Annotated in this window: 11 protein-coding genes; all 11 read right to left on the bottom strand. The window is 39.7% G+C overall.

The window, feature by feature from the left end; all coding sequences use genetic code 11:
- Entirely contained in the window at nt 1-696 is a 696-nt protein-coding gene (locus ABE41_RS09250) for a DUF881 domain-containing protein (RefSeq protein WP_083207750.1), read from the bottom strand.
- A complete protein-coding gene (locus ABE41_RS09245) occupies nt 683-1,462 on the bottom strand; it encodes a cell division protein FtsQ/DivIB (RefSeq protein ID WP_066289173.1) in 780 nt (259 codons plus the stop codon). Before ABE41_RS09245 ends, ABE41_RS09250 begins: the two co-directional genes overlap by 14 nt.
- Nucleotides 1,463-1,702: 240 nt before the next feature.
- The gene (murB, locus tag ABE41_RS09240; RefSeq protein WP_437435473.1) at nt 1,703-2,611 is read right to left on the bottom strand and encodes a UDP-N-acetylmuramate dehydrogenase; all 909 of its coding nucleotides are present in this window, start codon (nt 2,609-2,611) and stop codon (nt 1,703-1,705) included.
- A gap of 442 nt (nt 2,612-3,053) precedes the next feature.
- Nucleotides 3,054-4,127 carry a stage V sporulation protein E gene (gene spoVE / locus ABE41_RS09235; protein WP_437435472.1) on the bottom strand — a complete coding sequence of 358 codons (1,074 nt, stop codon included), beginning with the start codon at nt 4,125-4,127 and terminating at the stop codon, nt 3,054-3,056.
- A 63-nt stretch (nt 4,128-4,190) separates the two neighbouring features.
- Complete coding sequence (murD, locus tag ABE41_RS09230) at nt 4,191-5,543, bottom strand: UDP-N-acetylmuramoyl-L-alanine--D-glutamate ligase (RefSeq protein ID WP_066289167.1); 1,353 nt, start codon at nt 5,541-5,543, stop codon at nt 4,191-4,193.
- On the bottom strand, nt 5,544-6,518 hold the full coding sequence (mraY, locus tag ABE41_RS09225; protein ID WP_066289165.1) for a phospho-N-acetylmuramoyl-pentapeptide-transferase: 975 nt from the start codon (nt 6,516-6,518) through the stop codon (nt 5,544-5,546).
- Entirely contained in the window at nt 6,515-7,897 is a 1,383-nt protein-coding gene (locus ABE41_RS09220) for a UDP-N-acetylmuramoyl-tripeptide--D-alanyl-D-alanine ligase (RefSeq protein WP_066289164.1), read from the bottom strand. The genes mraY and ABE41_RS09220 overlap by 4 nt, the downstream gene beginning before the upstream one ends.
- Nucleotides 7,894-9,360 (bottom strand): UDP-N-acetylmuramoyl-L-alanyl-D-glutamate--2,6-diaminopimelate ligase, encoded by a 1,467-nt coding sequence (locus ABE41_RS09215; protein WP_066289161.1) that lies wholly within the window; start codon nt 9,358-9,360, stop codon nt 7,894-7,896. Before ABE41_RS09215 ends, ABE41_RS09220 begins: the two co-directional genes overlap by 4 nt.
- Nucleotides 9,361-9,460: 100 nt before the next feature.
- Nucleotides 9,461-11,395 carry a stage V sporulation protein D gene (locus ABE41_RS09210; RefSeq protein ID WP_066289159.1) on the bottom strand — a complete coding sequence of 645 codons (1,935 nt, stop codon included), beginning with the start codon at nt 11,393-11,395 and terminating at the stop codon, nt 9,461-9,463.
- 74 nt (nt 11,396-11,469) lie between these two features.
- Entirely contained in the window at nt 11,470-13,689 is a 2,220-nt protein-coding gene (locus ABE41_RS09205) for a penicillin-binding protein (RefSeq protein ID WP_066289156.1), read from the bottom strand.
- 15 nt (nt 13,690-13,704) lie between these two features.
- A complete protein-coding gene (gene ftsL, locus ABE41_RS09200) occupies nt 13,705-14,070 on the bottom strand; it encodes a cell division protein FtsL (RefSeq protein ID WP_066289153.1) in 366 nt (121 codons plus the stop codon).
- Nucleotides 14,071-14,078: the final 8 nt, after the last annotated feature.

Here is a 14,078-nt window from a genome sequence, read left to right as displayed (position 1 = left end):
TCATCCCTCTTCTGTTATAAATGGCTCCATCTCGATCGCGCTTTCCTGTTCTACTCTTACTTCCACACCATCATTCACAATTTTATCTACAATGTATAGATTCAAAGATTTTTCCAGTGCGGATGAGTTTCCAATGGCTGTAATAACAAATGGTGCAGGATACTGATTACCATCAACACTTACAACAGGTCCAATACATGCAATATAAGTATCGTGTGAAATTCTCTGGCCATTGATCGCAATTGCTTCTGCACCTGAAACATGAAGCTCATCTATTACACTTCTAATATGTTCTTCATGGACAATATAATTATTCGGGTTCTCACCTTCTGGAATATAAGAGGAGTCTTGAAGTGTAACTTCTACCCCCTCCCCTTTCACTTTCACATTCCCTACTACCATTCGCAGTTCTTTCAATTCTTCTACGAGTTTAGAAGAGATCTCTTCCTGATCAGCAAATTTGTTTTCTTTCTTTTCAACGCTCTGCTGCAAACCTTTAAGTTCATTTGACAGTTCACGGTTTGTTTTTTGAAGACTTAATATTTGGCTGCGTAAAGAATCTTCCTTTTTCCACTCGTCAGTTTGAACAGCTTCTTTTTGCTCTTCTTGAGCTCTTTGGTAGGAGAAGGATAAAATGAAACCGGTAACTAGAAGGATAAGAGACAAAAAGAGATGCATCCCTTTAATTTTCCTCATTTTTTTCCTCCGTAACTTCTCGGTTGTATCGTTCAAATCTCGTACTTATTCCTAAATAAAATGTACCTTTTTCATCTGGCTTAATTTCGCTTATCAAAGAAGGATAAGCGGATAGTCTTTCTGAAAACTTGGATATTGAAGTAACTACTTTATTTCCATCTGTCATAAACAATGTTAGTTTACTAGGATTGTCCAAATCAGGCGTATGGGTAATTTCCGAAATACGGTGTATGATTCCCTCTGGCAGTTTTTGAAGTTCTTGTGCCATCGTCTCGAGTTGCTCTGGTTCTTTCCAGCTGACAATAACAGGTGCATTTACAGGTCTTTCATTTTTATTAAGGGGTTCTAGCATCTTTCCATTTTGCAGCATCGGATAATATGTATTGTCCTTTTTAAAATAACCAACCCGCTGATATTCTTTAACAGTGATCACCACATGATTAAAGAATTTCTTTTCGATGGCAACAGAACTTATCTCAGAAATCGCTTCGAGTCTTTTTTGTATGCTGTCTTCTGATATGTTTAAGTATTTTGTATTAGTTGAAATCCGGCTCTTTTTTAAAATCTCATCATCGGTTACAAAGTAGTTTCCTGAAACCGTTATTTTTTTTACATGGCTCAAATCAGATTGAAAATATACAACGACCATTAATAACAGGAAGAAAAAGGACAAGTAAAATATCAGGCGGCGATTCGCTTTTTGTTTACGATGTTCTTTCAGCTTCGGAATTCGGTCCTCAATCTTGACAACCTTCACCTTGTCCATCCTCTTCCTCCGTTTTATCAAATAGTACAAGAAAAAAACAAATGCCCAACTGTTTGAATCAAATAAAAGAACTTGGCTAAAGACGCCAAGCCCTACAAATAAAGGCTTAAAATACAGCTGATTTATCAGGAATAAACGAAACTGATTCTTCGCTTCACAACGTCGTTGGTCATTTTTCTCTTGTTCTCTGTATTATAGCACGGATAAGTCCCAATTTAGCACTATTTATCCAATTTTTTGTTATTCATTCCGCCCGATGATTTCAACTTCTGTTTCGATGTCGATTCCATGCTTTTCTTTAATCGTCTTTTGGATATGACCAATAAGATCCAAAACGTCTTGTGCCTTAGCATCACCGGTATTTACAATGAAATTCGCATGCATTTCTGATATTTGCGCTCCGCCGATCTTCGTGCCTTTAAGTCCTGAAGATTCAATTAGCTGCCCAGCGTAATTAGGAAGTGGATTTCGAAATACACTTCCACAGCATGGAAAATTCCAAGGCTGTGTATTTCTTCTATAATCTTTATTTTTCTTAAGTTCAGCCATAATTGTTTCCTTATCGCCTTTTTCTAACACCAAGACAGCTTCAACACAAATACCGCCTGTTTCTTGAAGTACAGATGTACGATAAGAAAAACCCAGCTCTTCATTCTTCAGCCATTTCAGTTCACCGTCAGGAAAAAGAATAAGTGCTTTTTCAACGATTTGAGACATATCAGAACCATGCGCTCCCGCATTCATGAATACAGCACCGCCAACAGACCCAGGAATACCGGCAGCAAATTCAAGTCCAGTAAAAGCTTCTCGGGACATTAAAGTGGCAAGCGGAATTAAAGAGTATCCCCCGCCGACTGTAATCTTGTTATCATCTTGTTTTAACTGGTTCAGCCCCTCCCCTACTTTGATAACAGCACCTTCAATACCGCCGTCTGCAACGAGGAGATTGGACCCTCTTCCGATAGCCCGAATCGGAACATTCGCTTCTTTTAAGTAAACAACCGCTTTTTTAAGGGCGTCAATATTCTTCGGTTCGAAATAAAGATCCGCTGGACCCCCGATTTTTAATGTTGTGTGGTTTTTTAACGGTTCATTTAATAATACAGTTCCTAAGTCTTCATTTTTTAACGTATCAGCTATTTGGTTTATCATTATAAAAAACCCCCTACATTCATCGCGCATAACTCTATTTATATATTATGCATTATTCTTTTCCATGTTTAAACGATTGATAAACATCAACAAAGTAGTATTCGAAAAAACAATTATGTTTATTGCTATGTTGTCTTAAGAAAAAAATTGGAAGTAGTTGATTTCCGCTGCAGGATGCTCGCTTTCCGCGGGGCGTGCGGCGAGCCTCCTCTGCGCTTTGCGCCGTTAGGAGTCTCACCTGTCACGCTGATCCCGCAGGAGTCTCGCACCTTCCGCTCCAACCAACTTATCAATGAAGCATCTCGCAAAAATATCCAAAAACAACAATCTTTTAAAAAGACACTTAAGAAAAAGAAGATACCCTGCCATTTTTTTGACAGGGTAACCATTGAATCTTCACTATGATTAGAATAAGAGAATTCCCTTTGAAACTCAAGTATTAATAACGAGCGTAGCGGCTAATATTCAATATTACTCCGATCGAGGCAAGCATAAGTGTAAGAGAAGAACCTCCATAGCTTAAAAATGGAAGGGTAATCCCGGTTACCGGCATTAGCCCTGTCACAACTCCAATGTTGATCATTACTTGAATAGCGACCATCCCTATGATGCCGATCGCTAAAAAGGAACCAAAAAGGTCTGGTGCTCCAAGTGCGATCCTAATACCTCTCCATAAAAGTAAACTGAACAGGATTAAAACAAAAACAGCACCGATAAATCCTAGTTCCTCAGAAATTATCGCAAAAATAAAATCTGTTTGCGGTTCTGGCAAATATCCAAACTTCTGCCTGCTCTGTCCCAGTCCTAGACCTAACAGCCCTCCTGGCCCCAATGCATACAGTGACTGAATGATCTGAAAACCGCTTCCTAATGGATCGCTCCAAGGATCTAAAAAGGAGGTAATCCGTTTAATTCGGTATGGAGCTGAAATAATTAAACCTGCCAGCCCAATCAATCCAATTAGCCCCATTCCAACAAAATGAGAGATTCGAGCACCCGCAACGAAAAGCATAACAATACTCGTTCCAACCATAACTGCGCCTGTACCGAGATCAGGCTGGAGCATAATCATTCCGAAGGCGACCATCACTAAAGAAAGTGTTGGCAGCAATCCTTTTTTTAAAGATGTAATCTTCTTTTGGTGTTCTGATAAATATTTTGCCAAAAAGACAATCATGGCTAATTTCATAAATTCAGAAGGCTGGATAGAGAATGCTCCGACGCCGATCCAGCTTCTGGCACCTCCGCGAACCAATCCGACACCAGGAATTAAGACAGCGATTAAAAGAAAAAAACAAATGATAAGAAGAATTTTTGACCAAACTCTCCAAGTCATATAGTTGATATTCATAATAAAGAACATCGCTGCAATTCCGACTCCAGCAAATAACATTTGCCGCTTCACAAAAAAGAATGAATCATCCATCTTATACTGTCCCAAGTCTGCGCTAGCGCTGTAGACCATGATGATTCCGACGGATAACAGCAGAAGCGTAACAACAATCATAATCATATCAGGGGTTGATCTCGTTGCAGGCAAAGGGAAACACCTCAACTCTTGTTATTTGTACAAACCTTATTTAAGTTTATGCACGGAGTTGATAAACATGTCCCCTCTTTGTTCAAAAGTCTTATATTGATCCCAGCTTGCACATGCAGGAGAAAGCAATATAACGTCACCATCTTTTGAATGGCTGTATGCCACGGGAACAGCTTCTTCCACATTATCAGCACGTTTTATCGTTTCTATTCCTGCTTGTCTTCCTGCATCAGCCATTTTTTCTGCAGTCTGGCCGAATGTGACAAGTACCTTTACATTTTTTAATGATGGAATGAGGTCATCAAATGTGTTTCCTCTGTCGAGACCGCCTGCCAAGAGAATAACATTCTTTTCAAAAGCTGAAAGGGCGGCTTTTGTTGCTAATATATTCGTAGCTTTTGAATCATTATAAAATCGTCTTCCCTCAACCTCACATACATATTGAAGACGGTGAGTTACACCAGCAAAGGTTGTTAACACTTTTCCAATTTGTTCTGTTGATGCACCAGCAAGCATAGACGCAGCAACTGCCGCCATAATATTTGACAAGTTGTGTTCACCAGGAAGTACGATATCTTTCAGCTCGATGATCTTTCTATCTTGAAAATACAGAGTACTTTCTTGAATATAAGCTCCTTCTTTCAGCTGTCTCTTAACTGAAAAAGGGATATGCTTGGCTTTTGAATGTTTCATAAGTTCTGTTACACGCTCATCATCCGCATTATAGATGACATAATCGTCCTTATCTTGGTTCTCAGTAATCTTTGCTTTTGCTTTTCCATACTCATCCACAGAGCCATGATAGTCCAAATGCGCTTCAAAAAGATTCAAAAAGACAGAGATTTGCGGTTTGAATTTTTCTGTACCCATCAGCTGAAAACTTGATAGTTCTGCTACAAGGATATCGTCAGAGGTTGACTTTGCTGCAACCTCTGAAAAAACAGTGCCTATATTGCCCGCAACAACTGGGGTTTTAGCGCTGTTTTTTAGCATTTCTCCAATTAATGTCGTGGTTGTTGTTTTCCCATTTGAGCCTGTTATGGCAATGATAGATGCTTCAGAAATAAGACCCGCGATCTCTACTTCAGTATAAACAGGAATTTTGCGTTTTACAGCTTCAGCTATTAATGGATTCTCGTAAGGAATTCCAGGATTCTTCACTAAAAAATCAATGTCATCGTCAAGCAGGCTAAATGGATGTCCGCCACACTCTACGGAAATTCCGATCTGCTCCAGCATTTCTGCTTCAGCATTCCCTTCTCTTGGCTGTCTGTCATTTACTGTAACATGTGCTCCAAAAGAATGAAGCAGTTTTGCTGCAGCAAAACCGCTTTTGGCCAAACCTACAATTAAAATGTTTTTACCTGTAAAAAACTCTTTGTTCTTCATTTAAACCCACACCTCTAAATAAATTCCTAAAGCTGCAAATACAAGTCCAACAAGCCAGAAAGTAACAACGATGCGCCACTCACTCCAGCCAGACAGTTCATAATGATGGTGTAGCGGGCTCATTTTAAATACCCGCTTGCCTGTAAGCTTAAAAGAGGTTACCTGGATCATTACCGAAAGAGTTTCGATTACAAATACTCCCCCAATGATAACAAGCAGAATTTCCATCTTCGTTAAAATCGCAACAGCACTTATAGCACCGCCTAGTGCGAGTGAGCCGGTATCACCCATAAACACTTTTGCAGGGTGTGCATTAAACACTAAGAATCCTAAAACCGCACCAACAACTGCCACACAGAAGATTGCCGCCTCAAATTGAAGCATCGTTGAAGCTAATACTGCAAAAGCACCGAATGCGATAGCTGCAGTTCCAGCCAGAAGCCCATCAAGGCCGTCTGTAAGATTTACTGCGTTAGAAGCACCGATTAACATAAATAGTACAAAGACCGGATAAAACCACCCAAGGTCAAACGAAAAATCAGTTCCTGGGATATTAACCGCAGTTGAAAAACCGATCAATTTTAACCCTAAATAAAAGAGAGCCGCAATGATCAGCTGTCCAACAAGCTTTTGTTTGGAAGTTAATCCAAGGTTTCTTTTCTTAACTACTTTAATAAAATCATCTAAAAATCCTATGAGTGCATAACCTAATGTCACAAGAAGAAGAAGATGCGTTTCAGTGGTAATGGTGAAAAACTTTGCAGTCATCGCATATGTAGCGACCACAAGGGCTAATACGATAACAATCCCACCCATGGTTGGTGTTCCTTGTTTCTTCTGATGAGATTTAGGTCCTTCATCACGAATGCTTTGCCCGAACTTCAGCCTTCTTAAAAAAGGTATAAAAAAAGGTGAACTTAATACTGCTATTAAAAAGGATGCAACTAATGTAAATAGTAAGACTTGCTCAATCATTTTTTCGACTCCTGTTCTTCCTCTGTAAATGTAGAGATTAGGGTTTCTAGAACCATCCCTCTCGATGCTTTAAAAAGAATAGCAGTGTCTTTCGATAAGAGCTTTTCAATCGGTTCCTGCGCTTCTTCTTTCTTCAGACATTGAATTACGTCAAGGTCTTTTCGGTTTTGTTTCTTTAACTCGTCTGCTATCCATGCTCCTTTTTCTCCAACTGTTATCACATGGTTAATTGAAGGAGCAACATGATCAGCTATTTTTCTGTGCATGTTTTCTTCGGTCGAGCCTAATTCATACATATCTCCAAGTACTGCGACTTTTCTGGAGATATCGTTTAATTCTGCAAGCGTTGAAAGTGCAGCAATCATACTCGTTGGACTCGCATTATACGCATCGTTAATCAGGAGCGTACCTTTTCGGCCCTTTTTCATCTCTAATCTCATTGAAGTAACTTTAAGATTTTCCAGTCCTTCTTGGATTTTATTTTCTTCTATATTTAAGTAATGCCCGATTGCAATTGCATATGCCGCATTTTTAATATTATGCCGCCCGAGCATAGGGATGCGGTACACAGAAGTACCTTCTTCCAATGTAAAAGAAACACCTTGCGCGTCAGTCTGCAAGTTGGATAATTTAAGCGTACAAGAATCTCCAAAACCGACTTTAAGAACATTTTCACCCTTTACATGTGAAAGAAGCGGTTCATCGCCATCAATGATGAGCAGACCGCCTTGTTTTAACCCATCAGCAATCTCAAGCTTTGCTTTTGCTATACCTTCACGGCTGCCAAGCTGTTCAAGATGGCTTTCGCCGATGTTTGTAATAACAGCAGCATCTGGTTCAGCAATTTTGCTTAAAAGGGAAATCTCATCAAAGTTGCTCATTCCCATTTCAAGTATTAAAACTTCCGTTGTTTCCTCCATAGCGAGAATCGTTAATGGAAGTCCAATATGATTGTTATAGTTCCCTTGTGTCTTAAATGTTTTGAAATTAGTTGAAGACACACTTTCAATCATGTCCTTTGTAGTAGTTTTGCCATTGCTCCCTGTTACAGCAACTACAACAGGATTAACTTTTTTAAGGAAATACTTAGATATTTTTTGCAGGTACTCTACTGTATCTGTTGTGTAAAGTACAGGGAAATCCTCTGGAAGCCCGGCAGGAAGTTCTTTACCTTCTTGCCAGACAGCAGCGATGCACCCTTGTTTAATAGCATCGAGTAAAAAATCGTGCCCATCAAACCGCTCTCCTGCAATTGGCAGGTAAAGAGCGTTCTCGGTTTTTTGTCTCGTATCTTTTGAAACACTTTCTAATACAATATTTTCTTTTTTTCCGGATGACCGGTCGGCTAATGCGACCAGTTCCTTTATATCCAGCTTCATTTTTTCACCGCCTTAATCGCTTCACGTGCAACGATTCTATCATCGAAATCAAACACGTCTTTTCCAATTATCTGATAAGTCTCGTGGCCTTTGCCGGCAATAAGTATAACATCATTTGTTTTTGCTCGCTCAACTGCATATTCAATCGCTTTTTTTCGGTCAGGAATCGTCACATAACTTCCTTCGTCTGCTCCCTCTTCCATATCCTTTAGAATCTGAAGCGGGTCCTCTGTACGCGGATTATCACTTGTAAAAATAGCTGAGTCTGCTAAGTCTGCAGCAATACCTGCCATTAGAGGGCGCTTTGTTTTATCACGGTCGCCTCCACAGCCTACTATTGCAGTGATACTTCCTTTGGCAAATTCCTTAATCGTTCTTAAAACATTTTCCAAACTGTCAGGTGTATGTGCATAGTCAACAATAACCGTAAAATCCTGCCCTGCTATTACAGGTTCAAATCTGCCTGAAACGCCAGTTACATCTTCAAGAGATGAAATAATCTGATCAAGTTCCAATCCGGATAATAAGCATGCTGTAATAGCTGCAAGTACGTTATAAACGGAAAACTTACCGATAAGCTTAAGTGTAACTTTCCTAGAACCCTTTGGTGTAACCAGTGTAAACGAAGTTCCTTGCGAGCCAATAGTTATGTCTGCAGCACGAACATCGCTATCATTGTCGATCCCGTAAGAAATCACTTGTGCAGATGTAACTCTCTCAAATATTTTAGAAGCTGGATCATCGTTGTTGAGGACAGCTACCTTTCGATCTGCTCTATGATAAGTATTGCCCATTTGAGAGAACAGAAGACTTTTAGCAAACTGATATTCTTCCATATTTTTATGGTAGTCGAGGTGATCCTGTGTAAGATTCGTAAAGATGGCAATATCAAAATCACAGCCCCAAACACGTCCCTGATCAAGAGCATGTGAAGATACTTCCATTACTGCTGCATCAACTTTTTCCTGAGTCATTCTATAGAAAGCATTTTGAAGAAATAATGAATCAGGTGTAGTATTTGCTACTTTAAAACTTTGATCTTTAATTTTCATTTCTATCGTACCGATCATTCCAGTACTTCTGCCTGCATCACGAAAAACTTTTTCAATAAGGTGAGATGTAGTTGTCTTGCCGTTTGTTCCAGTGATCCCGATTAAATGCAATTTTTGTGAGGGATGGCCATAAAAAGCATCTGCCAAAACAGCCAAAGCCTTTTTAGAGTTCTTAACTTTAATTACAGGAATGTTAACATCTATATCCTTTTCAGCTAATATAGCTGCTGCACCATTTTTCGCAGCAGTCTCAGCAAAATCATGGCCGTCAAATATTACTCCTTCAATACATACAAATAGACAGCCTTTCCCAGCTTTCCTCGAGTCCATTTCAACAGAGGTAATTTCAGGATTGGCTTCAATATCCATTTCATAATTCACTAAATATGTAAGCAATTCTCTTAATTCCATTAATCCTGACCTCTCCTCTAATCATCCTTAGAAATTCAACATATTAAGAAAAATAAGCCAAGGCAAGATTACGCGCTTGGCTATGTGTACATCTTCCATTTTAATCTTCCACATCTTTTTTGTCACCCAAAAATAAACGGATCGTCTTTCCTGCCTGAAGCTTTACTCCTGCTTGCGGAGCTTGCTGAACGATGTAATTCCCTTTGCCAGATGTTTCAATTTTTAAATTGTATAATAGATTTGTCAGCTCTTTTGTTTTCTTCCCTACTAAATTTGGTACGACCACTTCAGGGGCATCAAGCCATGTCTTTTCTTTCTCAATCTGCCCTTTTTGTTTTTCTACACCCATTGCGGAAAGACTGTCTTCAATTATGTTTCCAACGATTGGCGCAGCGACAATTCCCCCGAACTGCAATGTTTCTTTCGGATTGTCGATTGCGACATAAACTACAATCTCAGGGTTGTTCGCTGGTGCCATTCCAATAAAAGAAACGATATGATTATTTTTTAAATAGACGCCGCCTTCTGCTTTTTGGGCAGTACCTGTTTTACCGCCAACACGGTAACCATCTACAAATGCATTTTTCCCTGTTCCTTGAGCAACTACACTTTCTAAAGCATGTCTGACTTCTTTGGATGTTTCTTCAGAAATAACTTTTCTTTTAAGTTTTGGAGTTTGCTTACTGACTACTTTACCCGTTACAGGATCAACTAACTCTTTAGCTATATATGGTTCGTACAAGTACCCCCCATTTACGGCCGCAGAAACGGCTGCAACCTGCTGAATAGGAGTAACTGAAACCCCCTGGCCAAAAGCCGTTGTTGCTAGTTCTAACGGACCTACACGATCAAGCGGGAATAGGATTCCTTTTCCTTCACCTGCAAGATCAACCCCCGTTTTTTCGCCAAATCCAAAGTCTTTTATATATGAGAACAGTTTATCTTTTCCTAATCGCTGCCCTAAAATAACAAAGCCTGGGTTACACGAGTTTTGAACACCTTCTAAAAAGCTCTGACTGCCATGCCCTCCGGCTTTCCAGCATTTCAGCTTTCTACCCGCAACTTCAATCGAACCTGGATCGTGAAAGTGGTCATTTTCAAGGTCCACTTTACCTTCTTCTAAAGCGGCTGCAAGTGTAATAATCTTAAAAGTAGAACCAGGTTCATACTGAGCCCAAACCGGCAAGTTGCGGTTATAAACTTCAGGGGCTACACGCTTGTATTCTTCAGGATCAAAATCTGGTCTTGAACTCATACCTAAAATTTCACCGGTGTTCGGGTTCATAGCGATTGCAATCGCTCCATCTGCATTGTATGTGGCTTGTGCAATATCCAATTCCCGCTCAATGATCGTCTGAACTCTGGAATCAGTGGTAAGTCTCAGATCGTACCCGTCTTTAGGTTTTTCATATTTATCAGATAAAGAAGGCATTCTTCTGCCGCGGGCATCAGAGAAGAAAGAAACATGTCCTTTTTTACCGTTTAATTGATCATCATAATATAGTTCCAGACCTGTTAAGCCCTGACTGTCTATACCTGCAAAACCCAGCACATGAGAGAGATAGGCACCATAAGGATAATGACGCTTGCTGTCTTCAGCGACAAACACACCTGAAAGATTTAATGCTTCTACCTCTTTCGCTTTGTTGTTACTGATCTTCCTGCCGCCATTATCAATTCTTACAATCGACTCTTTTTTAGTAATCCTCTTATAAACTTCGGTTTTTGATATATTCAGAACTGCTGCAAGTTTTTCAGCTGTATCTTCTGGTTCCTTGACCTGTCTTGGCACAACAAAGACAGTCGGAGCACTGATATTTGTAGCAAGTACTACATCATTTCTATCAAGGATCTTACCTCGCTTAGGTTCAAAAGGAATATTCCGGCTCCACGAATCCAGAGCTTGATCTGTCAGCATATTCCCTAAAACGAACTGTACATATCCAAGACGGACCGATATAACAAAAAAGAATGCTAGTCCAAATACAAGAACAAAAATTAAGCGCCTGCGTACTGTTACATTTGAAACTCGCACATACAATACCTCCTCTGTATGATTCGTTTCAAATATATGCTTGTACACAAGCGCATAGAACATATAGCTGTTACTTAGTCAGTTACTATGGTTTCTTCTTCGCTGTTCTGCTCCGTTCCTTCGCCGTTCTGTTCTGCCTCTTCACTATTTTCTTCTGATACAGGTTCAGTTTCCTTTGGTGCCTCAAGCTGAACCACCAGGTAATCTCCCTCTTTTACCGGGTTCCCTGCCTTAACGTTTTGTTTGACTGCAAATCCGCTGCCTGTGATTGTTTCTTTCAGTCCCAGAAGCTTGCTCAGGCGAAGTATGTCCATATAGGACCAGTTTGTTAAATCCGGCATTTTGGCATCGCCTGAAGTCCGTAAAATAACACGCTCTCCCTTAATGACATAAGCTCCTTCATAAGGCTCCTGTTTTATAACCTCATCTCCAGAGCCAATCACAGAAACTTGCATACCTAACTTTTCAAGTTCAGATTTAGCTTCCTTAGCAGATTGTCCTGTGTAATTATCCAATTCCTTACCGTATGTTTTTTTCGCTTTCGACTTACTCTGTTTTTCTTTCGCTTCCGGCTGGATATTTAAATATTGAAGGCTGTTTTTCATAACACTGGTAAAAATATTAGCTGTTGGTGTAGACCCCATTTCTGGAAATTCAACCTTTGGACGTTCGACAGCAACATACACTAGTAGTTTAGGGTCATCTTTAGGTGCCATTCCAATAAATGAAAAGACATTTTCTCCCCATCCTGAAATGTACTTCCCATCTTTTCCCGGAATCTGTGCAGTCCCAGTTTTACCTGCTACACTGTAGCCATCAATCATGTATGGCTTCCCAGTTCCTTCAGTTACAACCGTTTCTAAAATGTCCCTGACTTGCTTGGAAGTGGCTTCTGATATCGGCTTCCCTTTCACTTTAGGTTCATTATCTTGGACCACCTTTTTTGTTTCAGGGTTCATAATTTTATCGATCACATATGGCTGCATCATTTTGCCGCCATTCGCAATCGCAGTTGCCGCTTGTATCTGTTGAATAGGTGTAATAGTGGAACCTTGTCCAAACGCAGTTGTTACTTTTTCAATTTCATAGTTATATAGGATAGAACCGTTCTTCTCATTAGGCAGATCAATGTTTGTTTTTTGATCCAATCCAAATTTAGAGATGTAGCTTCTAAATTTCTCGTACCCTAATTTTTCCCGTACTAATTTTGAGAATGCTACGTTAGAAGAGTTTTGAACCCCTTCATTGTAAGTAATCGTTCCCCAGCCCTTGCGGTTATGATCATATATCGGGCGTCCGATATTCGGAAGTTTGTACGAACCTGACTGGAACTGTTCGTTTCCGTTATATTTGCCTTCCTCAATAGCTGCTGCCAATGTGAAGATTTTCATGGTTGATCCAGGTTCAAAAGGATAAGAAACCGCAAAATTTGTGTAGTTTTTGATATCTTTTTGATTCGGATTAAAAGCTGGATAGTTGCTCATCGCTAGGATTCTTCCTGTTTTAGGGTCTGCAACAATTCCTGTAATCTTTTCTGGTTCATATTCTTTAGCCGCTTCCTGCATCGCCTCATCCAAATATAACTGGATCTTTTCATCGATAGTCAAATAGACATCCTGACCATGCTTAGGTTTCTCAACCGATTCTTTATTAGCAGGGATAGCACGGCTGAATGCATCTCCAAGAAATGTAATCTTTCCGTCCTTTTCCTGCAAATATTTATTCAATGATTTCTCAAGACCCATCAATCCAGCTTGAACTCCCTTTTCACCATTTCCTGTATAACCGATAACATGAGAGGCAAATGTTTGATTAGGATAGTAACGTCTGGATTCTCTAAGAAAATCAATTCCAGGAATCTTCAGGTCTTCAATCTGTTCCTTTTTGCGGTAAGAAACTTTTCGGCCTGAAGGGATCTCAACCTGAAAACGGCCTTCCTTGCTTAGCAATTCAACTAGCTTTTCTTTATCAGTATCAATAACCTTAGCTAATTTTCCAGCAGCATCTTCTGGATCCTTGATATGATTCGGGTAATTCTTGTCAAGAATTGCAATTACACTGTAAGAAGGAATATCTTGTGCAACTACTTCACCATTCCTGTCAAACATCGTGCCGCGCTTCGCATCAAGAACATCGCTCTTCATCCATTTTCTTTGACCATATTCGATTAAATCTACACCTTCAGCAGATTGAGAAGATGCCACGAGAAAGAACTTGCTTGTTAATACAAAAAAGAGCACGGTAAACAAAACCATAAGAATACCTGCTCCTACATTTTTTCTTTTTAATTTCATAACAACACCTGCTTTTTAGTCCTGAACAACTTTTACGTTTTTATCATCAAAAATAAATCCTTGTTCCTTAGCGATTTTCATGATGCGCTCAGGGTTGCTTAATTCTGTAACTTGTAGGTGATAATCTTCTACGATCTTAGTTTCAGCTGAGATATCTCTTTGGATTGTTTCAACCTTAGCAGTAGTTTGATATACAGATGCGTAAAGTGAAATAAGCCACACTAGACCGGCTATTAAAACAACTCCCATCATTCCCCACAAGATCACTTCACCTTTTGTAAAAAGTTTTCGTGACGGCTGTTCGACGGGTCTAGGATTTCTTTGGGGCTGTGCTTGTGTTTGTATTTGTTGTTTTTGAACTTGATATGCTAAATTACTCAATACTTTTT

Source organism: Fictibacillus arsenicus (assembly GCF_001642935.1).
Taxonomy (GTDB): domain Bacteria; phylum Bacillota; class Bacilli; order Bacillales; family Fictibacillaceae; genus Fictibacillus; species Fictibacillus arsenicus_B.
The sequence above is the reverse complement of the archived record's forward strand: the minus strand, read 5'-3'. Positions and strand labels throughout refer to the sequence as shown.

Excerpts from the sequence above, each read along its gene's own strand:
- ABE41_RS09250 (WP_083207750.1), bottom strand. The coding sequence starts at position 696 with ATGAGGAAAATTAAAGGGATGCATCTCTTTTTGTCTCTTATCCTTCTA.
- ABE41_RS09245 (WP_066289173.1), bottom strand. The coding sequence starts at position 1,462 with ATGGACAAGGTGAAGGTTGTCAAGATTGAGGACCGAATTCCGAAGCTG.
- spoVE (WP_437435472.1), bottom strand. The coding sequence starts at position 4,127 with ATGATTATGATTGTTGTTACGCTTCTGCTGTTATCCGTCGGAATCATC.
- murD (WP_066289167.1), bottom strand. The coding sequence starts at position 5,543 with ATGAAGAACAAAGAGTTTTTTACAGGTAAAAACATTTTAATTGTAGGT.
- mraY (WP_066289165.1), bottom strand. The coding sequence starts at position 6,518 with ATGATTGAGCAAGTCTTACTATTTACATTAGTTGCATCCTTTTTAATA.
- ABE41_RS09220 (WP_066289164.1), bottom strand. The coding sequence starts at position 7,897 with ATGAAGCTGGATATAAAGGAACTGGTCGCATTAGCCGACCGGTCATCC.
- ABE41_RS09215 (WP_066289161.1), bottom strand. The coding sequence starts at position 9,360 with ATGGAATTAAGAGAATTGCTTACATATTTAGTGAATTATGAAATGGAT.
- ABE41_RS09205 (WP_066289156.1), bottom strand. The coding sequence starts at position 13,689 with ATGAAATTAAAAAGAAAAAATGTAGGAGCAGGTATTCTTATGGTTTTG.